Source organism: Zoogloea sp. GDB6, from assembly GCF_056724105.1.
The window spans coordinates 1556874-1579202 of sequence record NZ_CM161497.1 but is presented as its reverse complement, the minus strand read 5'-3'; the positions used below and the strand labels follow the sequence as shown (position 1 = coordinate 1579202).

Here is a 22329-nt window from a genome sequence, read left to right as displayed (position 1 = left end):
TCGAAGGAGACTGTCATGTGGGATTACACCGAAAAAGTCAAAGAGCACTTCTACAACCCGCGTAACACGGGTCCGCTGGAAGGTGCCAACGCCACCGGCGACGTCGGCTCCATCTCCTGCGGCGACGCGCTGCGCCTGATGCTCAAGGTCGACCCGGTCACCGAGATCATCCAGGACGCGCACTTCCAGACCTTCGGCTGCGGCTCGGCGATCGCCTCCTCCTCCGCGCTGACCGAGATGGTCAAGGGCAAGACCCTCGACGAAGCCAAGCAGATCAGCAACCAGGACATCGCCGACTTCCTCGACGGTCTGCCGCCGGAAAAGATGCACTGCTCCGTGATGGGCCGCGAAGCCCTGCACGCCGCCATCGCCAACTACCGCGGCGAAGAATGGAGCGACGACCACGAGGAAGGCGCACTGGTCTGCAAGTGCTTCGCCGTCGATAGCCAGATGATCGAAGACACCATCCGCGCCAACAAGCTCTCCACGGTGGAAGAAGTCACCAACTACACCAAGGCCGGCGGTGGCTGCTCCACCTGCCACGAGCCGATCGAGGAAATCCTCACCAAGGTGATGGCCGAACGCGGCGAAACCTTCGTGCCCGCCGGCGCCAAGAAGGCCAAGCCGGCCGTCGCCGAAGCGGCGCCCGCCAAGCTCGGCACCCTGGCCCGCATCCGCAAGATCGAGGAAGTCATCGCTGCGGTGCGCCCAACCCTGCTGGCCGATCGTGGTGACATCGAGCTGGTGGACATCGAAGGCAAGAACATCCTGGTGAACCTCACCGGCGCCTGCTCCGGCTGCCAGATGGAAGCAGCCACGCTGGCCGGCATCCAGACCAAGATGATCGAAGCCCTCGGCGAATTCGTCCGCGTCGTGCCCGCCGCCAAGGCCCAGGCCCACGCCTGCGCGTCCCACGCTCACGGAGGCTAAGCAAAATGAGCACCCCAACCCCGATCTATCTCGACAACAACGCCACGACGGCCTGCGATCCCAAGGTCGTGGAAGCGATGCTGCCCTATTTCACGGAGCAGTTCGGCAACGCATCCAGCATGCACAGTTTCGGTAACAAGGTCGGTGTGGCGCTCAAGGCTGCCCGTACCAAGGTGCAGAAGCTGCTGGGCGCCGAATTCGATTCCGAGATCGTGTTCACGTCCTGCGGCACCGAATCCGACAGCACGGCCATCCTGTCCGCCCTCAAGGCCCAGCCGGACCGCAAGGAAATCATCACCACCGTGGTCGAACACCCGGCCGTCCTCAGCCTGTGCGAGCAGCTGGAGAAGGAGGGCTACACCATCCACCGCCTGAAGGTGGACAACAAGGGCCGCCTGAACCTCGACGACTACGCCAAGGTGCTCAGCGACAAGGTTGCCGTGGTGTCGGTGATGTGGGCCAACAACGAGACCGGCACCTACTTCCCGGTGGTCGAGATGGCCGAGATGGCCAACGCCGCCGGCGTGCTGTTCCATACCGACGCCGTGCAGGCGGTCGGCAAGATCGACATCAATCTGGCCGCCACCAAGATCGACATGTTGTCGGTGTCCGGCCACAAGCTGCACGCCCCCAAGGGCATCGGCGTGCTCTACGTGCGCCGCGCCGTGCGCTTCCGCCCGCTGCTGCGCGGCGGCCATCAGGAGCGCGGCCGCCGGGCCGGCACCGAGAACGCGCCGAGCATCATCGGCCTGGGCGTTGCCGCCGAGCTGGCGATGGAAGCCATGGAGCACGAACGCACCCACGTGAAGGCCCTGCGCGACAAGCTCGAGGCCGGCATCCTGGCCGTGGTGCCCCACGCCTTCGTCACCGGCAACCCGGACAACCGCCTGCCCAACACCGCCAACATCGCCTTCGAATACATCGAGGGCGAGGCGATCCTGATGCTGCTGAACAAGCAGGGCATCGCCGCCTCCAGCGGCTCGGCCTGCACCTCCGGCAGCCTGGAGCCGTCCCATGTGATGCGGGCGATGGGCATCCCCTACACCGCGGCCCACGGCACGGTGCGTTTCTCCCTCAGCCGCTACACGACCGAGGAAGAGATCGAACGGGTCATCGCCGCGGTGCCGCCGATCGTCGCCCAGCTGCGCAAGCTGTCGCCCTACTGGGGCGAGAACGGCCCGGTCGCCGACCCGGAAAAAGCCTTCGACCCCGCATATGCTTGACTTCATCCAGCCCTCCGTCCCCGCCAGCGCGCCGCGTGTCGTCATCAACGACACCACGCTGCGCGACGGCGAGCAATCCGCCGGGGTAGCCTTCACCCTCGCAGAGAAGCTCGCCATTGCCCGCGGCCTCAGCGACATCGGTGTGCCCGAACTCGAAATCGGCATCCCGGCGATGGGCGCCGTCGAGCGGGAGAGCATCCAGGCCTGCGCCCGCGCCGGCCTCGCCTCCCGCCTGGTGGTGTGGTGCCGGATGCGGCTGGATGATCTGGCAGCCTGCAGCGGCCTCGACGCCTGGATGGTGGACCTGTCCATCTCCGCTTCCGATCAGCAGATCCGCCACAAGCTGCGGCGCGACCGGGAGTGGGTGCTGGAACAGATCGCCAGCCTGGTGCCGCGGGCCCGCGACATGGGCTTCGAAGTGCTGGTCGGCTGCGAGGACGCGTCCCGCGCCGACCCCGCCTTCCTGCTGCAGATCGCCGAGGCCGCCCAGCAGGCCGGCGCCCGGCGCCTGCGCTTTGCCGACACCCTCGGCGTGATGGAGCCCTTCGGCACCTTCGAGCGCTTTGCCGACCTGCGCGCCAACTGCGATCTGGAACTGGAAATGCACGCCCACGACGACCTGGGTCTGGCCACCGCCAACACCCTGGCTGCCGTGCGCGCTGGCGCCACCCACGTCAATACCACCGTCAATGGCCTCGGCGAGCGCGCCGGCAACGCCGCACTGGAAGAGGTCGCCCTTGGTCTGGTCAAGCTCCACGGCTTCGCCACCGGGCTCGATCTGGCCGGCATCCAGGCCCTGTCCCATCAGGTCGCCCGCGCCGCCGGCCGGCCGGTGGGCTGGCAGAAGAGCGTGGTCGGTGAAGGGGTGTTTACCCACGAAGCCGGCATCCACGTGGATGGCCTGCTGAAGGACCCGGCCAACTACCAGGCCATCGACCCGGCCGAAGTCGGCCGCGAGCACCGCATGGTGCTCGGCAAGCACTCCGGCAGCGCCGGCGTGATCGCCGCCTACGCCCGCATGGGCGTGCCGATCCGCGACGACGAGGCCGCCGATCTGCTGCCGCGCATCCGTGGCTTCGTCGAACGCACCAAACGCACGCCCGGCCCGGCCGACCTGCGCCGCTTCATCGCCGAACTGCACTCCCTGTCGTCCGACCGTCCGCACCATGTCCGCACCCCTTCGTAAGGACCCGAACATGCCCCCCGCCGCCAACGTCTCCCTGCCCGCCGCTCCGGTCGCCAGCGAAGCGCCCCAAGGCCTCTTCGCGCTGCTGAAGGAAGACATCGACTCGGTGATGAGCCGCGACCCGGCCGCCCGCAGCCGCTGGGAAGTGCTGACCACCTACCCCGGCGTGCACGCCATCATGGCCTACCGCGTCGGCCATGCCCTGTGGAGCCGCGGCCTGCGTTATCCGGCCCGGGTCCTCCAGTTCTTTTCCCGGATGCTGACCAATGTGGATATCCACCCGGCCGCCGCAATCGGCCGCCGCCTCTTCATCGACCACGGCGCCGGGGTCGTCATCGGCGAAACCGCCGAAATCGGCCACGACGTCACGCTTTACCACGGGGTCACCCTCGGCGGCACCTCCTGGCGCAAAGGCAAACGCCACCCCACCCTCTCGAGCGGTGTCGTGGTTGGAGCCGGCGCCAAGATCCTCGGCCCGATCACCATCGGCGAGCGGGTCCGCGTCGGCGCCAATTCAGTGGTTGTAAAGGACGTACCGGCCGACCGCACGGTGGTCGGCATCCCCGGTCGCATCGTGCGCAGCGAAGGCCGCCGCGGCCCCGACGGGCTGGACCTGGACCACCACCTGGTGCCCGACCCCGTCGGCAAGGCGCTGGCCTGTCTGCTCGACCGGGTCAAGGTGCTCGAATCGCGCATGGCCGCCGCCGGGCTCGACCCGGAAGAGTGCGGCGAATGCACCGACAACTGCGACTGCAGCTCGATGATCCAGTCCGCCAAGGAAGAACGCTGAGGCCCCCATGGATCTGCTCGACTTCGACGCCGGCCCGCTGTACTTCGACGACCCGATCGCCCCGGAGGTGACCGCGCTGATCAACGAGGCCTCCAACCTGTATCCGGAGCCGGAGACCGAGGCGCTGCTGCTGCGCGCCGAGGAGCTGGCGCCGCGCCACCTGGAAGTCATCGTCGCGCTGTACCGCTACTACTTCTACCAGAACCGCCTGGACGCCGCCGACGTCATCGCCGACAAGGCCCTGGCGATCTCCGGCGAAGGCATCGGCTACCCGGCGGACTGGCGCGAACTGACCGTCGAACAGGTCAAGAGCGGCCTCGAGAGTGCGGCCACCGCGGCCCGCTTCTGGCTGTTGTCCCTCAAGGCCAAGGCCGTGCTGGCCCTGCGCCAGCAACGTATCGCCGACGCCCTGGCGATGCTCGGCAAGCTCGCCGACGTGGATGAGCGCGACCGCCTCGGCGTGCGCCCCCTCATCGAAGTCGCCCAGATCCGCGCCAGCGGCAACATCGTGGCCGTCGATTTCACGGCCCATTCAATCTGAACCAACCGTAGCCTAGGAGCCCATCATGAGTGACGTCGATCTCACCCTGGAAGAAGCCCTCGAAGACCTTTCGTCGGCCGAGGAGTTTCTCGACTACTTCGGCGTGGAGTACGACGCCAAGACGGTCCACGTGAACCGCCTGCACATCCTCCAGCGCTACCACAACTACATCAAGGCCCAGGGCCCGGCCCCCGCCGACGAAGCGCCGGCGCGCGAGTTCTACACCAAGTGGCTGACCCAGGCCTACCTGGACTTCGTGCAGTCCGACGCGCTCACCGAGCGGGTCTTCGTGGTGCTGCAGAAAGCCGCCGGCACCTCCTTCGTGTCGCTGGAAAGCCTGACCAATCCCAAGGTCTGACGCCGCCCGTCCAGGAGAACCATCATGCTTCCCCGCTTCGAGTACGGCCAGACCGTCCGCGTCACGCGCAACGTGCGCAACGACGGCACTTTTCCGGGCAAGGAAGTCGGCGACTTCCTCATCCGCCGCGGCTCGATGGGCATTGTCCGCGACGTGGGCAGCTATCTGCAGGACCAGCTCATCTACTCGGTGTACTTCCTGCAGGAAGACATGATCGTCGGCTGCCGCGAGGAAGAACTCCTCGGCGAGGACGAGCACTGGGTGGAGAGCAAGTTCGAAGTCCGCGAGAAGGTGCGCTGTGCGGTCACCCTCGCGGTCGGCGGCGAGATCCGCGCCGAACCCGGCACCAAGGGCGAGATCCTGCGCGTGCTGCGCGACCTGCCCGGCGGCGTCCAGTACCACCTGCACGTGCCCGGCTGGGTGCTGCAGGTGCCGGAAAGCGCCCTCGAAACCCTGCCGCTGGAGGAACAGGGCGGCGAGATCGAAGCGGCAGAGGACGAGGAGGACGTGTCATGAACACACTCGCCGTCACCCCCGACACGACCCTGCCCTACCTGGTCTTCAAGACCGCCCACGGCATCTACGAAAAGATGCCGGGCGAGCTGTCCGAGCGGGAACTGCGCCATGTGCGCCAGGTTGCGAAGAAGCAGCTCGACATCGAGACCCTGGTGCTCACCGCGCCGGAAGCCCAGGGCGTCGTCGTGCCCCAGCGCATGCTGGACGACGCCTTCCAGGAGATCCGCGGGCGCTACGAGTCCGAGCAGGACTTCACCGACGCGCTGGCAGCACAAAGCCTCGACGAGGCCCTGCTGACCTCCGCGCTGCAAAGGGAATTGAAGGTGGAAGCGGTGCTCGACCGCGTCTCGGCCAAGTCCGCCAACGTGGCCGAGCTGGACGTGCAGATCTTCTACCACATGCATCGCGAGCAGTTCATGCGCACCGAGAGGCGTGGCGCCTCGCACATCCTCGTCACGATCAACCCGGACCTGCCGGAGAACACCCCGGCGCTGGCCCTGAAGAAGATCAGCGAGATCCGCAAGCGCCTGCTGAAGGACCCGAAGCGCTTCGCCGAGCAGGCCCTGAAGCACTCGGAATGCCCGACCGCGATGAACGGCGGCACGATCGGCGACGTGGACCGCGGCAAGCTCTACCCGGCCCTGGACGCCGCGCTGTTCGCCGCCAAGGCGGTGGGGGAACTGTCGGAAGTCGTGGAGTCCGAGCTGGGCTACCACATCGTCCGCTGCGACAGCATCCGCGCGGAAGGCGTGGCGCCCTACGCCGAAGTGGCGCCGCGCATCCGCCTGGTCATGGAACAGAACCGCCGCAAGCTGTGCCAGCACGGCTGGTTGAAGGAATTGCAGGAAGCGGCTGCAGCGAAAGCCAGGGAGGCCGAAGCACTGCAGGAGCACTGAAACGATTGTGGGAATCGGAGGGGATGGGTGGCGGCACTCATCTTCTCCAGGCTTGGAGCGCACTTTTGGGGACCCTCGGGTCCCCGCTTTTTTTGTGGCGTTCCGATCAGACGGCCGGCAGCACGCGTGCCACCCAGCCGACGAAGTCCCGCGCCATGTCCGGCGTGATCTCGTGGCCGGCCGGGTAGCGGTGGGATTCGAGCGGCACGCCGAGTTCGCCGAGCCACTGGTCGCTTCGTTCGGCCCAAGCCGCCGGCAGCGTGTTGTCGACACTGCCATGGGTGACCAGCGCCTGCAGGCAGGCCAGCTCAGCGACCGGGGCGAGCAGCGGAGCGATTTCCGGCAGGATGCGCCCGGACAGGATGGCGAAGCCGGCCACGCTGTCCGGATGGGTCAGCGCCAGGCTCGCCGACATGATGCCGCCCTGGCTGAAGCCAGCCACCACCGTGCGGTCCGCGGCAATGCCGAGACGTGCCTGCAGGTCGGCGACGAACACCGCCAGCTTGCCGCGGCTCACTTCTGCCGCCTCCACGTCGATCACCGGGCCGTTGGCGGTGAAGCTGACCTGGAAAGCACAGAAGGCCGACGGGCCGAGGGGAATCGGCGAGCGAACCAGAGCTACCGCCAGCGCTGGTGGCAGCAGGGCTGCCAGTCCGGCCATTGAGGCCTCGTTGCTGCCAACGCCGTGTAACAGGACCACCAGGCCCTGCGCCGGGCCTTCGGCCGGGCGCAGGCGGTAGGACAGGCTCAGATCGTCGATCAAGGGCGGAAGGGTGAAGGCTGCGTTCATGCGTGTCGTTCCTGTTTGATGTTGTTGAGGGTTGTCGGCCGTTACGGCGCCAGATCGAAGACCAGCACTTCGGCATCGCGGCCGGCCGTCAGCGCCACCGCGCTTTCATCGGCGAGCAGCGCCGCATCGCCGGCCTGCAAAGCCTGACCATTGACGCTCAGCGCGCCGCGGACGAGGAACACGTAGGCCTTGCGGGCCGGGTCCAGCGTCAGCGTGGCCGCTTCGGCACCGTCCAGCAGGCCGGCATACAGCCGCGCGTCGGCGTGGATCAGCACCGAACCGTCGGCACCGTCGGGCGAGGCCACCAGGCGCAGGCGGCCGCGCTTCTCGGCGTCCGCAAAGGTCTTCTGCTCGTAACCCGGCGCGATGCCCAGCTGGTTCGGCTCGATCCAGATCTGCAGGAAATGGGTCACCGAGTCCGCCGCGTGGTTGAACTCGCTGTGGCGCACACCGCTGCCGGCACTCATCCGCTGCACGTCGCCCGGCGGGATCACCGTACCGTTGCCCATGCTGTCCTTGTGGGCCAGGGAGCCGGACATCACATAGCTGACGATCTCCATGTTCTGGTGGCCATGGGTGCCGAAGCCGGTGCCCGGCGCGATGCGGTCCTCGTTGATGACGAGCAGGTTGCCCCAGCCCACGTGGGCGGGATCGTAGTAGCCGGCGAAGGAGAAGGAATGCTGGCTCTTCAGCCAGCCATGGTCGGCGTGGCCGCGGTCTTGGGATTTGCGCAGGGTAAGCATGGGGACCTCCTTGGTTGATGGCTCCACTGTAGCCCCCGGTCGGCCCGGGACGGCTCACGCCCTTTGATGTCATCATTCAAACCCTTTGAACGATGAGCCGCCCCATGCCGCAAGACCGCCCCACGCCCCGCGACTTCCTGACGCCCGATGCGCTGGCCATGCTGCAGGCCATCGCCGATGCCGGCAGCTTCGCCGCCGCGGCGCGCGCCTGCGGCCTCGTGCCGAGCGCTCTCACCTACCGGGTGCGACGCATCGAGGATGCACTGGACGTGCTGCTGTTCGACCGCAGCTCGCGCCAGGCCAAACTCACCGAGGCCGGCCGCGAACTACTGCGCGAGGGTAGCCGGCTGCTGGCCGAGATCGACGCCGTCGCCAACCGGGTGCGCCGCGTCGCCACCGGCTGGGAGGCCAGCTTGACGATCGCCGTGGACAGCATCATCAACCGCACGACGCTGTTCGAACTGTGCCAGGACTTCCTCGCCCTTGATCCCCCCACCCGCCTGCGCCTGCGCGACGAGACCCTGTCCGGCACGCTGGAGGCCCTCAGCTCGGGCCAGGCCGATCTGGCCCTCGGCGTCGTCACCGAATCGCCGGTCGGGCCGGGCTTCCAGAGCCAGCCGCTGGGCAACCAGCGCTTCATCTTCGTGGTGGCGCCCCATCATCCGCTGGCCCGCGAAACCGAGCCCCTCAGCGACGCGACGATCCATCGCCACCGGGCCGTGGCGGTCGCCGACTCGGTACGCCACGGCGATGGGCTCACCGTCGGCCTGCTCGGCGGCCAGGACGTGTTCACCGTGGCCAGCATGCCGGCCAAGCTGGAAGCCCAGCTGCGCGGCCTCGGCGTCGGCTTCCTGCCCGAATGCCTGGCCCGCCCCTACGTGGACACCGGCCGCCTGGTGGCCCTGCGGGTGGAGCGCGACGAGCGCCGCATCCACGTGAGCTACGCCTGGCGCAAAACGCCCGCCAACCGCATGGGCAAGGCCCTGGCCTGGTGGCTGGAGCGCCTCGGCCAGCCGCTGACCCGTCAAGCCCTGCTCGACGGCCCGGCGGCATCCCGCAGCTGACTCACCACCAGCCACCCGGCAAGGCAGGCCCCAAAACGAAACGGGCCGGCCCAAGGCCAGCCCGCTTGCTCAAGTCAACTCAGCTTCCGCTCAGCGGGCCGGCACCATGATGTCCGCCTCGCCTTCGAGCACGACCTTGCCCTTCACCGTGGCAACGGTGTCGAACTTGGCCTTGCGCTTCTCGGGGGTGAGCTCCTTGATCGTGCAACGCACCGTGACGGTGTCGCCGATCTTCACCGGCGCCTTGAACTTCAGGCTCTGGGACAGGTAGATGGCGCCCGGCCCCGGCAGCTTCATGCCGAACACCGTGGAGATGAAGCCCGCCGACAGCATGCCGTGGGCGATACGGCCCCCGAACATGGTGGACGCCGCCAGTTCCTTATTGACGTGCACAGGGTTGAAGTCGCCGGTCACGCCCGCAAAGGCCAGGATGTCGGCCTCGGTGACGGTGCGCGCATACACGGCGCTTTGCCCGACGAACAACTCCTCGTACTTGTAGCCGTAGTATTCCTCGAAGTTCTGCTTTTCTTCGCTCATCGACTGTTCCCTTCTGTGTGTTTTAGTCTTGATTGTGGGTATGCGAACCGTTGGAAAATCGCCGGCGGCCTGACTCCTCCCCAGGCCGCCCACGTGGTTTCCAGCATACTCCAATCGTGTTACGGAATCCGCACGCAATAAGGGTTGTAGCCGCTTTCAGGCGTCTTTCAACAATCCTTGACGCTCGATGAAGGCGATGATGTCGGCAAGCCCCTGGCCGGTCTTCAAATTGCTAAAAATGAAGGGGCGCTCGCCGCGCATCTTCCTGGCATCCCGGTCCATGACTTCCAGCGATGCGCCGACCAGCGGCGCGAGGTCGATCTTGTTGATGACCAGCAGATCGCTCTTGGTGATGCCCGGCCCGCCCTTGCGCGGAATCTTGTCGCCGGCGGACACGTCGATCACGTAGATCGTCAGGTCGGACAGCTCCGGCGAGAAGGTCGCCGCCAGGTTGTCGCCACCGGATTCGACGAAGATCAGCTCCACGTCGGGGAACAGGCGGATCAGGCGATCCACCGCCTCCAGGTTGATCGACGCGTCCTCACGGATCGCGGTGTGCGGGCAGCCGCCGGTTTCCACGCCGATGATGCGCTCGGGCGTGAGGGCCTCGTTGCGCACCAGGAACTGGGCATCCTCGGCGGTGTAGATGTCGTTGGTGACCACGCACAGGTCGTACTTGTCGCGCAGGGCCTGGCACAGGGCCAAGGTCAGGGCAGTCTTGCCGGAGCCGACGGGGCCGCCGATGCCGACGCGGAGGGGTTGGCCTTTCATGGAGCGTTTCCTTCTTCTTGAGTTCTGGAGATGGGGTTCGGGGCCCGGCCGGGCTCAGCCCGCCGCGGTCAGCGCCGCCCACTGGCGGGCCAGCGCCGGATCGTCGGCCAGGAAGACCGCCAGGTCGCGGGGATCGGGCCAGTCCGGGTTGGAGAAATCGCTGCGGCAGTGGTGCCGGCTCATGCTCGGGTGCGGCCGCAGCAGGTGTCCGTCCCGAGCGGCCTCGGCCGCCGCGGCGATACCTTCGGCGATCAGCGCGTCGATGAAATCCGGGTCCCGGTTGAGCTTGGACGCGTAGTCCAGGCGCACGCCGGCGAAGTCCTTGCGCGGCCGCTCGCCGAGGCCGACGACACTGACGGTGACCCGTTTGTAGTCGGCCAGGTCGGGCGGCAGCTTCCGCAGCTCAGTCAGCTGGGTGGCGATCTTGTTCACCACGTCGATGGAGCGCAGCTCCTGGCCGAGGGACAGGTTGCCGGACAGCTCGTTGCGCCGGTCGATCTGCTCGGACGGCGTCACCGGGCCGCAGGCGCGGCCCTCGTACTGGTTCGGGTTGATCTGCACCACCCACAGCAGGTCGGGCTTGGCGTCCCGCGGGCGGTTGATGAAGAAATCGTTGATCGGCGGGTTCTGCGAATACAGGCCGTCCCAGAAGAAGCGCGCCTCGCGGTGGCCCGGCCGGCCGCGGCTGTCCACCTCCAGCGGCGCGGCGACGAAGAGTTCGGGGATGCACGCGCTGGCCAGCAGTTCGTCGAGGCGGATGCCGGCGCCCGGCCGCTCCGGAAAGGTCCGGAAGGCGCTCTGCGGATGATCGGGGTAGCCGAGCACATCCACCGCGCCGACGAAGAGATCCAGCCCGTCCCGGCCGAAGAAGCGCTCCGCTTCCGCCGGCACCCCGACAGTCGTGCGCAGGTCGTCCTTCATGCGGGCCTGCACCAAGGCCGACAGGAAGGGCGACGGCGGCACACTCACGTCCGGCAGCCAGTCCTGCAGCGACAGCGCGAACTGCGCCGCCTTGTTGGTGAAATACTCGCCCCACCACAGGGGTGCCTTGCTGGCCAGGTCGAGGCTGGCCTTGTTGCGGTTCCAGTAATGCAGCACCCGGCGCGCGCCGTCGGCCCAGCTGTCGGCCTTGCTCCACGCCAGCGCAGCGGTGAGCGCCCCGCCCGAGGTGCCGGACAGGCCCTGCAGGCGGAACCAGCGGTGCTCCTGCCCTTCCCTCTTGAAATGCTCGAAGGACAGGAACAGGTAGGCCAATACGCCCGCCGTGAAGGCGGTGTGGGCGCCGCCGCCCTGGCAGGCGATGGCAAGACGGGGAACATCGTCGGCACGGACACTCACGATGCAGGACTCTCAGGAACGGAACAGGCGGGAATACTGCGTCTCGTGGCGGCAGCTGGCAACCGCCAGTCCCGGCTGGAAGTTGGACCAGGCCTCCGGCGGCCGCTGCAACGCATCGGCCACCCGCTCCGGCACCTGCGCCGCCAGGGACGACAGCAGGCGCTGGCCGGCGGCCTGGCCGAGGGGCACGGCCTTTACCGCCGCCATCACCAGGTTCTCCAGCCAGGCCCAGGCGTAGCCGTTCAGCGCATCGCCGGCCGGCACCTGCCAGGCTACCGCGGCGGCGGCCCAGACGGTCGGGAAGACCGGCTCTTCGAGCGTCTTGATGCGTGCCACCCAGCCGGGCAGCCCGGCGAAGGCCGGCAGATCGACCAGCAGGCGGACCAGCGAGTAGCCCATCTGCACCGTCTCGGCGCGCAGCTCGGAAGTCTCGCGGCTGGCCAGGCAGCGGGCGTTGAGCACCGCCACCTCGCCGTCGTCGCCGGCCCGCCAGGCGTCCACCAGGCGGGCCAGCAGCGGCAGCTCGTAGCCGCCGAAGGCGCCGGCCAGCGCATCGCCGATCCACTCGCCGACCTGGGCCTCGCTCTTCACGGCGCCGCAATCGACGACCCACTCCAGGCCCTGCGAGTAGGTGTAGGCGCCCACCGGCAGCGCGGGGCTGACCAGCTGCAGCAGGCGCATCAGCGGCAGGCTCACCGGCGGCCTCCGGCGTACGGGCGGACGCTCAGCGGCACAGCACGTCGTCCTTGATCGACGCGGCGACCGCCGCCACCTCGCCGATCAGCGCGTCGGCCACGCCGAGGCCGGCCAGCGTCGCCGCCAGGTTCTCGACCACCGCGTCGAAGTGGCTCTCGTTGAGCCCCAGCTTGTCCACCAGGCCCTGGTGGGCGGCGCGCATGCCCTGGCCGTTGTAGGCCGGACCGCCGCCGAAGGCGTAGGTCAGGAAGGCCTTCTGATGGGCACGCTGGCGGGCCATGTCGGTGTTGGTGAAGAAATGGCTGATGCGCGCATCAGCCAGCACCTTGTCGTAAAAAATGTCGACAGCCGCATCGATGGCGGCCGCGCCGCCGAGGCGTTCGTAAAGCGTGGTCATCGGAAAAGACTCCTATCGTGGTTGAAGGATGCTTGGAGCGGCTCCCAACTCTGGGTCTTGTTATTTGTACTGGTGAATCTTGGCTTCGGTGGCCCCGCGCTCGGCGTGGTGATGGCCGTGGGCGTAGGCGCCGGCTTCCGGCTCGAAGGCGGCGCTCAGACCGCTGACCTCGGCGCCAAGGCCGACCAGCATGGTCTTCAGCACATGGTCGGTCTGGATGCGCAGCCAGCCGGCGCCGACCTGCACCGCCACGTGGCGGTTGCCCAAGTGATAGGCGACGCGGGCCAGCGCGGAGGCGTCGGCGCAGCGCGCCTCGAGGAGTTCCTCCGGCGCCGACACCACCTCGACAATGCGCCCGTCCTGGGCCTGCAGGCGGTCGCCGCCGCGCAGGATGGTGCCGCGGGGCAGGAACAGGCCGACCTCCTCGCCGTCCGCCAGGCGCGTGCGCAGGCGGCTCTTGGTGCGGGCGTCGAAGTCGAGTTGCAGGCGCGCGGTGGGCGCGGCGTCGCCGGTGTAGATGTTTTCGATCAGCAGCATGGTTCAGAACAGGAAGTAACGTTGGGCCATCGGCAGCACCGAGGCCGGTTCGCAGGTGAGCAGTTCGCCGGCGGCGCGGACCTCGTAGGTTTCCGGGTCGACGCTGATGTCGCCCTGCCAGTCGTTGTGGATCATCGCCGCCTTGGTGACGCTGCGGATGCCGCGCACGGCTTCCAGCGGCTTGGCGAGGCCGAGGCCGTCGAGCGCGCCGTTGGCGAGGGACGCCTGGGACACGAAGGTCAGCGCCGTCTTGAGGCCGCCGCCGAAGGCACCGAACATCGGCTTGTAGTGCACCGGTTGCGGCGTCGGGATGGACGCGTTGGCGTCGCCCATGGCGGCCGCAGCGATCATGCCGCCCTTCAGGATCAGGCTCGGCTTGACGCCGAAGAAGGCCGGCTTCCAGATCACCAGGTCGGCCAGCTTGCCCGGCTCGATGGAGCCCACCACGTGGCTGATGCCGTGGGTGATGGCCGGGTTGATGGTGTACTTGGCGATGTAGCGCTTGGCGCGGAAGTTGTCGCTCCTCGCCGTGTCCTCGGCCAGTGCGCCACGCTGGACCTTCATCTTGTGGGCCGTCTGCCAGGTGCGGATGATCACCTCGCCAACCCGGCCCATGGCCTGGGAGTCGGACGAGAACATGGACAGCGCGCCGATGTCGTGCAGGATGTCCTCGGCGGCGATGGTCTCGCGGCGGATGCGGCTCTCGGCGAAGGCCACGTCCTCGGCAATCGCCGGGTCGAGGTGGTGGCACACCATCAGCATGTCCAGGTGCTCGTCGATGGTGTTGACGGTGTACGGCCGGGTCGGGTTGGTGGAGCTGGGCAGCACATTCGATAGCCCGGCCAGCTTGACGATGTCCGGTGCGTGGCCGCCGCCAGCCCCTTCGGTATGGAAGGTGTGGATGCTGCGGCCCTTGAAAGCCGCGGCGGTGGTCTCGACGAAGCCGGATTCATTCAGCGTGTCGGTGTGGATCGCCACCTGGATATCCATTTCCTCGGCCACCGACAGGCAGTTGTCGATGGCCGCCGGCGTGGTGCCCCAGTCCTCGTGCAGCTTGAGGCCGATGACGCCGGCCTCGACCTGCTCGCGCAGCGGGTCGGGCAGACTGACGTTGCCCTTGCCGAGAAAACCGAGGTTCATCGGGAAGGCGTCTGCCGCCTGCAGCATGCGCGCAATGTGCCACGGCCCCGGCGTGCAGGTGGTGGCGTAGGTGCCGGTGGCCGGCCCGGTGCCGCCGCCGATCATCGTGGTGACGCCGCTCATCAGCGCCTCCTCGATCTGCTGCGGGCAGATGAAGTGGATGTGGGTGTCGATGCCGCCGGCGGTGACGATCATCCCCTCGCCGGCGATCACCTCGGTCGCCGCGCCGACGGCGATCGTCACGCCGGGCTGGATGTCCGGGTTGCCGGCCTTGCCGATGGCGCTGATGCGCCCGTTCTTGAGGCCGATGTCGGCCTTGACGACGCCCCAGTGGTCGAGGATCAGCGCGTTGGTGATGACGGTGTCGGCCACCTCCGCGGCCAGGCGCTGGCCCTGGCCCATGCCGTCGCGGATCACCTTGCCACCGCCGAACTTCACCTCCTCGCCATAGATCGTGTAGTCCTTCTCCACCTCGATCCACAGCTCGGTGTCGGCCAGGCGCACCCGGTCGCCCACCGTCGGGCCGAACATTTCCGCGTAGGCGCGGCGCGAGATCTTGGCCATTTACAGGGCTCCCATCACGTCAGCGTTGAAACCGAAGACCTTGCGGTCGCCCGCCAGCGCCACCAGCTCGACGGTGCGCGTCTGGCCCGGCTCGAAGCGCACCGCGGTGCCGGCCGCGATGTTGAGGCGGAAGCCCCGCGCGGCGGCGCGGTCGAAGTCCAGCGCCGCGTTGGTCTCGGCGAAGTGGTAGTGGGAGCCGACCTGGATCGGGCGGTCGCCGGTATTGGCGACGACGAGGGTCAGCGTGGCGCGGCCGACGTTGAGCTCCAGCTCACCGTCCAGCACGTCGATTTCACCGGGAATCATGTTTCTTTTCCCCTAAACGATGGGTTGATGGACGGTGACGAGCTTGGTGCCGTCCGGGAAGGTCGCCTCGACCTGGATGTCCGGAATCATCTCCGGCACGCCGTCCATCACGTCGGCGCGGGTCAGGAGGGTGGTGCCGTAATGCATCAGCTCGGCGACCGTACGTCCGTCACGCGCGCCTTCGAGCACCGCGGCGCTGATGTAGGCCACCGCTTCCGGGTAATTGAGCTTGAGGCCGCGGGCCTTGCGGCGCTCGGCCAGGAGGCCGGCGGTGAACAGCAGCAGCTTGTCCTTCTCGCGGGGGGTGAGTTCCATTGAGGGGTTCTCCTGGGGAAAAGAGGTTGTCAGGTGTGCCAGATGCGTGGCAGCACGGCCGGGCGGCCGGCGAGCACGGGGCGCAGCACGCCCCACAGCGCGGCGAACCATGCGCGGGCGGGCTCGGCGGCGGGGCCCAGGTAGCGCGCCACCAGCAGGCCCGGCAGGCGGGTGACGGCGCCCTCGCCGGCGAGCGGGCGGATCTCGCGGCACGCGGCAACGAGGGCCGCGTCGGCCAGCTCGCTAGCCACCAGCAGGGTGCCGCAGACCGGCTGGCCGGCGAGGCCCACCGGCGAATCGAGGAGGCGCGAGCCGCCTTCGATATCGCCCTGCTCGCACCAGATCAGCCGGCCGTCACGCTCGATGCGCGACCAGAGGCGCAGGCGGCCGGCATCGAAACGCTCGCCGGAGGCTGTACGGCCGAGGCACAGCAGGTCGAGGCCGACGAACACCGCGTCGCCGGCGAGCTGCACGCGGGTCTCGGTGTGGCCGCGCGCGTCGGCGAAGACGATGCTCTCCTGCGGCAGCCATTCCAGCACGCCGCCGGCGGCAACCCGGAAATCGAGGGTCTGGCGGGCCAGCGGGCCCTTGCTGCGATACCACTTGCCGGCGCCCGGGGTGGTCAGCAGCGCCTTGGCGCCCTCCTCCAGACGGACCGCCAGGGTCAGCTCGTCGCCGCCGGCGATGCCGGCCGGCGGATGGAGGATCAGCGCATGGCAGACCTGCGGACCTTCCGGGTACAAGGCCTTCTGCACCCGCAATGGGCCCTCGTGGCGGCGATGCGCCAGAATGGTGCGCCCGTCACCGGACGCTTCGAAACCCAGCTCGAGCCGTGCCTGCCAGCCCTGCGGGGCCGGGGCGGCCGCCGCGGCAGCGATATTCGGGGGGCAAGTGAACAGCATGGGACGGAGTTTAGCAAGTCGCGGGCCGGACTCGGCAGCCTCTCATCGGCAAGGCGGGCCGGAAGGCAGCGATCGACGGGGATGGAAAGAGGATATTCCGGGCAGGAATGCGGGGCAGCCGGGCGAGGCTGGCTTCGCGCGCGGCGATCGCCTCGTCGCGTTCGGCGAGGGCGGCTTCGTCGCCGCTCAGGCGGAAGCTCTGCGTCGTCAGTTCAATCTGCAGCGTATAACCACGCGTGCGGGCCAGATCGTTCAGCACTTCATGGCTACGCGCCAGGCGCTCGACGGCCTGCCGCCGGCGGAATCCTGCACTGGGGGCAAGCTCGGCGAAGTGCTCCGCGTGCCCTACTCGGCCAGCTACTACTTCTACCGCTAGAACCGGCGCCAGAAGCCATCAGGCGAGCGTTCAGGCAGCGCCGCCCCGCGCCGCCTGCCACATCCCGACAAACGCGTCTTCCAGATCGCGCGCAAAGGCGCCCGCGTCGCAGACCGAAGAAGCCAGCAGGCGCGGGCGCAGTTCGGCGCGCAACTGCGCGAGGGCCGTGGCATCGCCGATGAGCGCGGCGGCCTTCGCGACGAAATCCGCCGGGTCTGCCGCCACCAGCCGCTCCGAGAGCCCCAGCGTCGCGAGAAAGCTCTGGCCGATCCGCCCGGCCCAGCGGTCGCCGCGCAGCGACAGCACCGGCACCCCCATCCACAGGCATTCGGCCGTCGTCGTGCCGCCACCGAAAGGGGTCGGATCCAGCGCCACGTCGATGCGGCCGTAGGCAGCCAGATAGTCCGTGCGCGAACTCTCCCCTTCCATGCGCAGCCGGTTCGCGGCTATTCCGTGTGCGGCGAACTGCGCGCGCAGCGCCTCGCGCACGCCGGCGTCGCCGAACTGGCGGGCCTTCAGCAACAGGCGCGCCTGCGGCAGCGCGGCCAGCGTGGCCGACCACAGGGCGACGCAGGCCAGCCCGATCTTGGCGCGGTTGTTGAAGCAGCCGAAGGTCACGCAGCCTTCGGCAAGCATCGGCGGCGGGCCCACCGGCAGCTCCACGGCGGGCGGCGTGAAGCACAGGTAGCTCGCGGGCAGACGCCAGACCGCCTCGCTGAAGAAGCGCTCTTCGCCGAGCGGGATCACGTGGCGGTCGGCGAGCACCCAGTCCATCTCCGGCAGGCCGGTGCTGCCGAAATAGCCGAGCCAGCTCACCTGCACCGGCGCAAGCCGGCGCGCGAAGAGACCGAGCCGGTTGTTGCCGGTATGCCCGGACAGATCCACCAGCACGTCGATCCGGTCCTCGCGGATCTGCGCCGCGACCGCCTCGTCGCCGAGCGCGACGATCTCCCGCCAGCCGTCGGCAAGCCCGCGCAGCCGCTCGGTCAGCGCATCGCTGCGGCTGTTGTTCGCGTAGCACAGCACCGTCACGCGCCGGCGGTCGTGCGCGGCCAGCACGCTCTCGAGAAAATAGCCGACCGGATGGCTGTTGAAGTCGCCGGACATGTAGCCGATCCGCAGCGGACGCTCCGCCGCCCCGACCGCCGCCACCGGCGCCACGGCGGCGGGCGCAGCGGCCTGCTGCGCCCCCATCTCGCGCGCGACAGCCAGAAAATCGGCATTCCCCCATTCCGAGCCGTAATGCATCCCCATCAACAGGTTGCTGAGCGCAAGCGGAAGGCCCGGCACGACCTGCAGCGCACGACGGTAGGCGGCGAGCGCTTCGCCGAGCCGCCCCTGGTCCTTCAGCACGTTACCGAGGTTGCACCAACCCTCGGGCAGATCGGGCCGGAAATGCAGCGCCATGCCGATGGAGGCCGCCGCCTCGCCGAGCCGCCCCTGAGTCTGCAGCACATGGCCGAGATTGCAATGGGCCTCGGCATGATCCGGGCAGCAGCGGATCGCGTCGCAGAAGGCGGCGATCGCGAGCTCCGGGCGGCCGACCTCCTGAAACACAATGCCGAGGTTCGAATGGGCTTCGGCCAGATCCGGCCGGATCGCGAGCGCCCGGCGCAGCGCGTCGATCGACTCGCCGGGCCGGCGCAGGCGCCTCAGCACGACACCGAGCGCCAGGAGCGCCGCGGCATGATCGGCCTTCAGGCAGACGACCGCGGCGAAGGCCTCGGCCGCTTCGTCCAACCGGCCGCGGCCGGCGAGGAACTGGCCGAGGTTATAGCGGTAATCGGGCTCATCGGCGATCGCGAGGGCCGCCCGGATCAGGCTTTCGGCGGACGCCTGCTCGCCCCGTTCGGCTTGCAGCACGCCGAGCAGATGCAGCGCATCGGCGCTGCACGGATCGTGCTCCAGGATTCGGCGGTAGATCGCCTCCGCCTCGTCGGGACGGCCGGCCTCGTGATGGGCCAGGGCTTCGGCCAGGTTCGGAAGGGACATGCAGGTGGGACTAGCGGACGGAGTGGATCTGGGAGCGGCAGGACGGCGAAAGCACGGCTGCAGCACGCCGAAAACACGCATTCTCGATCAATTCGGGCAGATTGAAAAATGCTCTCAAGTTTCGTGCCTGGTAGCCGTCATAAAACGGACACGTTGGAGCGGCCTGCAGCCCCCGATCATCGATGGGTGCCTCATCACGCCGCCTCAGCTCGCAACAGTCCTTCACCTTTTTCGGCCCGTCTTCGTCAGGAAACAACAAGAATGCCCGCTTCCCGCCGCCCCGCCCTGTCGCTGAAACTCGTGCCGCCGCTCGCGGCGATCCTGCTTGCCTCCGGCTGCGCCTCGCTCGCGCCGCAACCGCTCACCTCGACCGAAATCGCCGCGACCACGCAGGCCGACGGCGCGCGCCTCCAGGAAGGGGTCGAGCCACTCGCCGGCCCACTGACGCTGGAAGAGGCGATCGCCCGGGCGCTGAAGTACAACCTCGACCGCCGCACCCGGCTGATGGAAGAGGCGATCGCGTCCGGCCAGCTCGAAGTCGGCCAGTACGACCTGCTGCCGAAGGTGATCGCGGGCGCCGGCTACCGCTCGCGCGACAACGAGCTGATCTCGCGCAGCCGCGATTCGGTCACCGGCCAGCCCTCGCTCGCCCATCCGTTCATCTCCAGCGACCGCAACGCGACGACGACCGAACTGACCTTCACATGGAGCCTGCTCGATTTCGGCCAGAGCTATTACGCCTCCAAGCAGAACGCCGACCGCGTGCTGATCGCCGGCGAGCATCGCAGGAAGGCGCTGCACCTGCTCGTGCAGGACGTGCGCACCGCCTTCTGGCGGGCCGCCTCGGCGCAAAAGCTCAAGGACGAGGTGCTCGCGACGCTGCGCGCCGGCGAGGAGGCCCTCGCCGATGCACGCAAGGCCGAGGCCGAGCGCCTGAAGAATCCGATCGAATCGCTACGCTATCAGCGCCAGCTGCTCGAGAACCTGCGCCTGCTCGAAGCGATCGACCAGGAACTCTCGACCGCCCGCATCGAACTGGCGGCGCTGACGAACCTGCCCCTCGGCACCCAGCTGACCGTCGTCGAACCGTCGGCCGCGGCCGACGGGCGCTGGCTCGACATGCCGGTCGAGAAGATGGAGACCCTCGCCCTCACCCGCAACGCCGACCTGCGCGAATCCGTCTACAACTCCCGCATCGCGCAGCAGGAGACCCGTCGCGCGTTGCTCAAGCTCTTCCCGGGCCTGTCGTTCAACTACGGCAGCAAGCACAGCGACGACAGCTACCTGATCAACCAGAGCTGGACCGAGGCCGGCGCGCAGATCTCCTTCAACCTGCTCGGCCTGCTCTCCGCGCCGGCGCAGATGAAACTCGCCGAGGCCGGCGTCGCGCTGGCCGACCAGAAGCGCCTCGCCACGCGCATGGCGGTGCTCGCGCAGCTCCATGTCGCGCGCCTGCAGTACGCGAACGCGCTCAAGCAGCTCAAGCGTGCCGAGGCGATCTGGAAGGCCGATGCCGACATCGCGAGCCACACCGCACGCCGCGAGGAAGCCGAAACGGTGGGCCGCCTCGACGTCGTCTCGAATCGCACCGCTGCGATTCTGTCGCAACTGCGCCGCTACCAGGCCCTTGCGCAGGCCCAGGCCGCCGCGAACAAGCTGCAAGCCACCCTCGGCATGGAGCCGGCGATCAAAGGCAGCCGCGATATGCCGCTTGCCGAACTGTCGAAGGCGGTCGGCCAATCGCTGCGCAGCTGGAACGAGGCGCGGCTCGACGAAGCCGGCGCGGAAGCGGCCCAATGAGGGCCCGCGCCCTCGTCCCCGCGGCGCTCGCGCTGGTCGCGTCGGCCGCGCTCGCCGCGGATCCTGCACGCGCGCCGCTGCCGCCGCCCCGCCCGGCGGTCGCCCCGGCCGCCGCGGCACCGGCCCTCGAGCGGCGCGAAATCCGCGCCCAGCTCGCGCCGCGCCGCTACACCACGATCGCCGCCGAGATCGGCGCCAAGGTGAACCGCCTGCCGGTGGCAGAAGGCGGCCGTTTCGCGGCCGGCCAGGCACTGGTCAGTTTCGACTGTAGCCTGCAGCAGGCCCAGCTCAACAAGGCCAAGGCCGCCCTCGGCGCCGCCGAGAAGACCTCGAGCGCGAACCGGCGCCTCAACGAGCTCGGCTCGGCCGGCAAGCTCGAGGTCGAGATGGCCGAAGCCGAGGTCGCGAAGAACCGCGCCGAAGTCGCCTCGAACGCGGCCGTGCTCGCCAAATGCTCGGTCGCCGCGCCCTTCGCCGGCCGCGTCGCCGAGCAGAAGGTGCGCGAGCAGCAATACGTGCAACCCGGCCAGGCGCTGCTCGAGATCCTCGACGACTCGCAGCTCGAACTCGAATTCATCGTGCCGAGCAAATGGCTCGCGTGGGTCAAGACCGGCACCGCATTCCAGGTGGCCATCGATGAGACCGGCAAGACCTATCCGGCCAAGGTGCAGCGCGTCGGCGCGAAGGTCGATCCCGTGAGCCAGTCGGTGAAGCTGTCCGCCGCGATCGACGGCAAATTCAATGAACTCGTCGCCGGCATGAGCGGCAAGGTGCTGATGGCGCCGCCCGCCGGCCAGTAAGGCCCTCCGCTCCGTCCGCCTCCGAACAAGAATCAAGCGAAAAAAACATGAATCGCATCTACCGCTCCGTCTGGAATGAAATCAGCCGCACCTTCGTTGCCGCCGCCGAAACCGTGCGCGGGCGCGGCAAGCCCTGCTCGGACAGCCGCACCGCCGAAGGGGCCGACGCCGGGCAACGACGTTCCGAACTGATCGATGGCGGTTGCCCGGCCGCGACCGCGCCGCCTTCGCGCCGGCGTTCCGGCACGCCGCTGCTGCGGCCGATCGCGCTGGAGCAGCGCTTCATGTTCGACGGAGCAGCGGTGGATACGGCGGTGAGAACTCTTGTCTCCACACAAGACGCACTGCAGGCGGATACCGCCCACGATTTGCTGCCGGAGGCGCGCGTTTCATTAGCCCTCCAGCCTGCTGCAGTGTCTCGTCACGAAGTCGTATTCATCGATGCCGGGGTGGGCGACAAACAGACCTTGATCGACGGTGCCGCACCTGGCGTCGAGGTGGTCGTGCTTGATGCCGACCGGGACGCGTTCGTCCAGATGGCTCAGTACCTTCAGGGGCGTAGCTCCCTCGACGCAGTTTCCATCGTCTCCCATGGCAGTACCGGCCTTCTTTACCTGTCGGGACGCGTTTACCGGACCGATGGACTCGATGCTGCCGCGGACTCGCTGCGAGCCATCGGCGAGGCGCTCACAGCCGACGGCGATATCCGCTTCTACGCCTGCAAGGTGGGGGCTGGGGATGGCGGCCAAGCATTCCTCGACAAGGTTGCGGCACTGACAGGCGCGGATGTGGCTGCGTCGGACGACGACACCGGCAGTTGA

The 22329-nt window shown here is 68.4% G+C and carries 26 protein-coding genes; 12 read left to right on the top strand and 14 right to left on the bottom strand.

Annotation, left to right across the window (positions count from 1 at the left end):
• The first annotated feature begins 15 nt into the window (after positions 1-15).
• Genes nifU through nifM form a run of 8 tightly spaced genes read left to right on the top strand, consistent with a single transcriptional unit; the run spans position 16 to position 6440 of the window.
• Positions 16-930 carry a Fe-S cluster assembly protein NifU gene (nifU, locus tag AC1PQG_RS07140; protein ID WP_481121918.1) on the top strand — a complete coding sequence of 305 codons (915 nt, stop codon included), beginning with the start codon at positions 16-18 and terminating at the stop codon, positions 928-930.
• A gap of 5 nt (positions 931-935) precedes the next feature.
• Complete coding sequence (gene nifS, locus AC1PQG_RS07135) at positions 936-2153, top strand: cysteine desulfurase NifS (RefSeq protein WP_481121917.1); 1218 nt, start codon at positions 936-938, stop codon at positions 2151-2153.
• A complete protein-coding gene (nifV, locus tag AC1PQG_RS07130; protein ID WP_481121916.1) occupies positions 2146-3339 on the top strand; it encodes a homocitrate synthase in 1194 nt (397 codons plus the stop codon). The genes nifS and nifV overlap by 8 nt, the downstream gene beginning before the upstream one ends.
• Positions 3340-3349: 10 nt before the next feature.
• The gene (gene cysE / locus AC1PQG_RS07125) at positions 3350-4129 is read left to right on the top strand and encodes a serine O-acetyltransferase (protein ID WP_481121915.1); all 780 of its coding nucleotides are present in this window, start codon (positions 3350-3352) and stop codon (positions 4127-4129) included.
• Between the two features lie 7 nt (positions 4130-4136).
• Positions 4137-4670: a hypothetical protein gene (locus AC1PQG_RS07120; RefSeq protein WP_481115035.1), complete on the top strand. Its 534-nt coding sequence runs from the start codon at positions 4137-4139 to the stop codon at positions 4668-4670.
• A gap of 25 nt (positions 4671-4695) precedes the next feature.
• On the top strand, positions 4696-5028 hold the full coding sequence (nifW, locus tag AC1PQG_RS07115; protein ID WP_481121914.1) for a nitrogenase-stabilizing/protective protein NifW: 333 nt from the start codon (positions 4696-4698) through the stop codon (positions 5026-5028).
• Positions 5029-5052: 24 nt separating this feature from the next.
• On the top strand, positions 5053-5544 hold the full coding sequence (locus AC1PQG_RS07110; protein WP_481121913.1) for a nitrogen fixation protein NifZ: 492 nt from the start codon (positions 5053-5055) through the stop codon (positions 5542-5544).
• Entirely contained in the window at positions 5541-6440 is a 900-nt protein-coding gene (gene nifM / locus AC1PQG_RS07105; RefSeq protein WP_481121912.1) for a nitrogen fixation protein NifM, read from the top strand. The genes AC1PQG_RS07110 and nifM overlap by 4 nt, the downstream gene beginning before the upstream one ends.
• 106 nt (positions 6441-6546) lie before the next feature.
• On the opposite strand, the gene AC1PQG_RS07100 is transcribed toward nifM, so the two are convergent.
• Positions 6547-7230, bottom strand: a complete 684-nt coding sequence (locus AC1PQG_RS07100) for an alpha/beta hydrolase (RefSeq protein WP_481121911.1) — start codon at positions 7228-7230, stop codon at positions 6547-6549.
• Between the two features lie 41 nt (positions 7231-7271).
• The gene (locus AC1PQG_RS07095; protein ID WP_481121910.1) at positions 7272-7973 is read right to left on the bottom strand and encodes a pirin family protein; all 702 of its coding nucleotides are present in this window, start codon (positions 7971-7973) and stop codon (positions 7272-7274) included.
• Positions 7974-8077: 104 nt separating this feature from the next.
• On the opposite strand from AC1PQG_RS07095, the gene AC1PQG_RS07090 reads away from it, so the two are divergent.
• Positions 8078-9037, top strand: coding sequence for a LysR substrate-binding domain-containing protein (locus AC1PQG_RS07090; protein ID WP_481121909.1), 960 nt, complete (start codon positions 8078-8080; stop codon positions 9035-9037).
• A gap of 90 nt (positions 9038-9127) precedes the next feature.
• Here the strand turns inward: AC1PQG_RS07090 and AC1PQG_RS07085 are convergent, their stop codons facing one another.
• From AC1PQG_RS07085 to AC1PQG_RS07030, 12 genes are all read right to left on the bottom strand, one after another.
• Positions 9128-9574 carry a MaoC family dehydratase gene (locus AC1PQG_RS07085; protein WP_481121908.1) on the bottom strand — a complete coding sequence of 149 codons (447 nt, stop codon included), beginning with the start codon at positions 9572-9574 and terminating at the stop codon, positions 9128-9130.
• 156 nt (positions 9575-9730) lie between these two features.
• The gene (gene ureG / locus AC1PQG_RS07080; RefSeq protein WP_079435768.1) at positions 9731-10345 is read right to left on the bottom strand and encodes an urease accessory protein UreG; all 615 of its coding nucleotides are present in this window, start codon (positions 10343-10345) and stop codon (positions 9731-9733) included.
• A gap of 54 nt (positions 10346-10399) precedes the next feature.
• Positions 10400-11683: a patatin-like phospholipase family protein gene (locus tag AC1PQG_RS07075; protein ID WP_481121907.1), complete on the bottom strand. Its 1284-nt coding sequence runs from the start codon at positions 11681-11683 to the stop codon at positions 10400-10402.
• Between the two features lie 12 nt (positions 11684-11695).
• Positions 11696-12364 (bottom strand): urease accessory protein UreF, encoded by a 669-nt coding sequence (locus AC1PQG_RS07070; protein WP_481122979.1) that lies wholly within the window; start codon positions 12362-12364, stop codon positions 11696-11698.
• A gap of 43 nt (positions 12365-12407) precedes the next feature.
• Positions 12408-12776, bottom strand: a complete 369-nt coding sequence (locus AC1PQG_RS07065) for a group I truncated hemoglobin (protein ID WP_481121906.1) — start codon at positions 12774-12776, stop codon at positions 12408-12410.
• Positions 12777-12836: 60 nt separating this feature from the next.
• Positions 12837-13313 carry an urease accessory protein UreE gene (gene ureE / locus AC1PQG_RS07060; RefSeq protein ID WP_481121905.1) on the bottom strand — a complete coding sequence of 159 codons (477 nt, stop codon included), beginning with the start codon at positions 13311-13313 and terminating at the stop codon, positions 12837-12839.
• Positions 13314-13316: 3 nt separating this feature from the next.
• Positions 13317-15017: an urease subunit alpha gene (gene ureC / locus AC1PQG_RS07055; protein WP_481121904.1), complete on the bottom strand. Its 1701-nt coding sequence runs from the start codon at positions 15015-15017 to the stop codon at positions 13317-13319.
• Positions 15018-15323: an urease subunit beta gene (locus AC1PQG_RS07050; RefSeq protein WP_481121903.1), complete on the bottom strand. Its 306-nt coding sequence runs from the start codon at positions 15321-15323 to the stop codon at positions 15018-15020.
• 12 nt (positions 15324-15335) lie between these two features.
• Complete coding sequence (ureA, locus tag AC1PQG_RS07045; protein ID WP_481121902.1) at positions 15336-15638, bottom strand: urease subunit gamma; 303 nt, start codon at positions 15636-15638, stop codon at positions 15336-15338.
• A 29-nt stretch (positions 15639-15667) separates the two neighbouring features.
• Complete coding sequence (locus tag AC1PQG_RS07040; protein WP_481121901.1) at positions 15668-16540, bottom strand: urease accessory protein UreD; 873 nt, start codon at positions 16538-16540, stop codon at positions 15668-15670.
• Between the two features lie 10 nt (positions 16541-16550).
• The gene (locus AC1PQG_RS07035; RefSeq protein ID WP_481121900.1) at positions 16551-16799 is read right to left on the bottom strand and encodes a hypothetical protein; all 249 of its coding nucleotides are present in this window, start codon (positions 16797-16799) and stop codon (positions 16551-16553) included.
• 147 nt (positions 16800-16946) lie between these two features.
• Positions 16947-18908: an O-linked N-acetylglucosamine transferase, SPINDLY family protein gene (locus AC1PQG_RS07030; RefSeq protein ID WP_481121899.1), complete on the bottom strand. Its 1962-nt coding sequence runs from the start codon at positions 18906-18908 to the stop codon at positions 16947-16949.
• Between the two features lie 261 nt (positions 18909-19169).
• Here AC1PQG_RS07030 and AC1PQG_RS07025 point away from each other — a divergent pair, with 261 nt between their 5' ends.
• The 3 genes from AC1PQG_RS07025 to AC1PQG_RS07015 are packed head-to-tail and all read left to right on the top strand — an operon-like array spanning position 19170 to position 22329.
• Positions 19170-20708: a TolC family protein gene (locus AC1PQG_RS07025; RefSeq protein WP_481121898.1), complete on the top strand. Its 1539-nt coding sequence runs from the start codon at positions 19170-19172 to the stop codon at positions 20706-20708.
• The gene (locus AC1PQG_RS07020; RefSeq protein WP_481121897.1) at positions 20705-21508 is read left to right on the top strand and encodes an efflux RND transporter periplasmic adaptor subunit; all 804 of its coding nucleotides are present in this window, start codon (positions 20705-20707) and stop codon (positions 21506-21508) included. The genes AC1PQG_RS07025 and AC1PQG_RS07020 overlap by 4 nt, the downstream gene beginning before the upstream one ends.
• Before the next feature lie 47 nt (positions 21509-21555).
• On the top strand, positions 21556-22329 hold the full coding sequence (locus tag AC1PQG_RS07015) for a DUF4347 domain-containing protein (RefSeq protein ID WP_481121896.1): 774 nt from the start codon (positions 21556-21558) through the stop codon (positions 22327-22329).

Bases quoted from the DNA above. Each gene is read 5' to 3' on its own strand.
- AC1PQG_RS07020 (WP_481121897.1), top strand. From the start codon at position 20,705: ATGAGGGCCCGCGCCCTCGTCCCCGCGGCGCTCGCGCTGGTCGCGTCG.
- AC1PQG_RS07110 (WP_481121913.1), top strand. From the start codon at position 5,053: ATGCTTCCCCGCTTCGAGTACGGCCAGACCGTCCGCGTCACGCGCAAC.
- nifS (WP_481121917.1), top strand. From the start codon at position 936: ATGAGCACCCCAACCCCGATCTATCTCGACAACAACGCCACGACGGCC.
- AC1PQG_RS07100 (WP_481121911.1), bottom strand. From the start codon at position 7,230: ATGAACGCAGCCTTCACCCTTCCGCCCTTGATCGACGATCTGAGCCTG.
- AC1PQG_RS07040 (WP_481121901.1), bottom strand. From the start codon at position 16,540: ATGCTGTTCACTTGCCCCCCGAATATCGCTGCCGCGGCGGCCGCCCCG.
- AC1PQG_RS07090 (WP_481121909.1), top strand. From the start codon at position 8,078: ATGCCGCAAGACCGCCCCACGCCCCGCGACTTCCTGACGCCCGATGCG.
- AC1PQG_RS07015 (WP_481121896.1), top strand. From the start codon at position 21,556: ATGAATCGCATCTACCGCTCCGTCTGGAATGAAATCAGCCGCACCTTC.
- ureE (WP_481121905.1), bottom strand. From the start codon at position 13,313: ATGCTGCTGATCGAAAACATCTACACCGGCGACGCCGCGCCCACCGCG.
- ureA (WP_481121902.1), bottom strand. From the start codon at position 15,638: ATGGAACTCACCCCCCGCGAGAAGGACAAGCTGCTGCTGTTCACCGCC.
- AC1PQG_RS07050 (WP_481121903.1), bottom strand. From the start codon at position 15,323: ATGATTCCCGGTGAAATCGACGTGCTGGACGGTGAGCTGGAGCTCAAC.
- AC1PQG_RS07030 (WP_481121899.1), bottom strand. From the start codon at position 18,908: ATGTCCCTTCCGAACCTGGCCGAAGCCCTGGCCCATCACGAGGCCGGC.
- nifM (WP_481121912.1), top strand. From the start codon at position 5,541: ATGAACACACTCGCCGTCACCCCCGACACGACCCTGCCCTACCTGGTC.
- ureG (WP_079435768.1), bottom strand. From the start codon at position 10,345: ATGAAAGGCCAACCCCTCCGCGTCGGCATCGGCGGCCCCGTCGGCTCC.
- nifU (WP_481121918.1), top strand. From the start codon at position 16: ATGTGGGATTACACCGAAAAAGTCAAAGAGCACTTCTACAACCCGCGT.
- AC1PQG_RS07065 (WP_481121906.1), bottom strand. From the start codon at position 12,776: ATGACCACGCTTTACGAACGCCTCGGCGGCGCGGCCGCCATCGATGCG.
- nifV (WP_481121916.1), top strand. From the start codon at position 2,146: ATGCTTGACTTCATCCAGCCCTCCGTCCCCGCCAGCGCGCCGCGTGTC.
- AC1PQG_RS07025 (WP_481121898.1), top strand. From the start codon at position 19,170: ATGCCCGCTTCCCGCCGCCCCGCCCTGTCGCTGAAACTCGTGCCGCCG.
- AC1PQG_RS07070 (WP_481122979.1), bottom strand. From the start codon at position 12,364: ATGCGCCTGCTGCAGCTGGTCAGCCCCGCGCTGCCGGTGGGCGCCTAC.
- ureC (WP_481121904.1), bottom strand. From the start codon at position 15,017: ATGGCCAAGATCTCGCGCCGCGCCTACGCGGAAATGTTCGGCCCGACG.
- cysE (WP_481121915.1), top strand. From the start codon at position 3,350: ATGCCCCCCGCCGCCAACGTCTCCCTGCCCGCCGCTCCGGTCGCCAGC.
- AC1PQG_RS07095 (WP_481121910.1), bottom strand. From the start codon at position 7,973: ATGCTTACCCTGCGCAAATCCCAAGACCGCGGCCACGCCGACCATGGC.
- nifW (WP_481121914.1), top strand. From the start codon at position 4,696: ATGAGTGACGTCGATCTCACCCTGGAAGAAGCCCTCGAAGACCTTTCG.
- AC1PQG_RS07085 (WP_481121908.1), bottom strand. From the start codon at position 9,574: ATGAGCGAAGAAAAGCAGAACTTCGAGGAATACTACGGCTACAAGTAC.
- AC1PQG_RS07120 (WP_481115035.1), top strand. From the start codon at position 4,137: ATGGATCTGCTCGACTTCGACGCCGGCCCGCTGTACTTCGACGACCCG.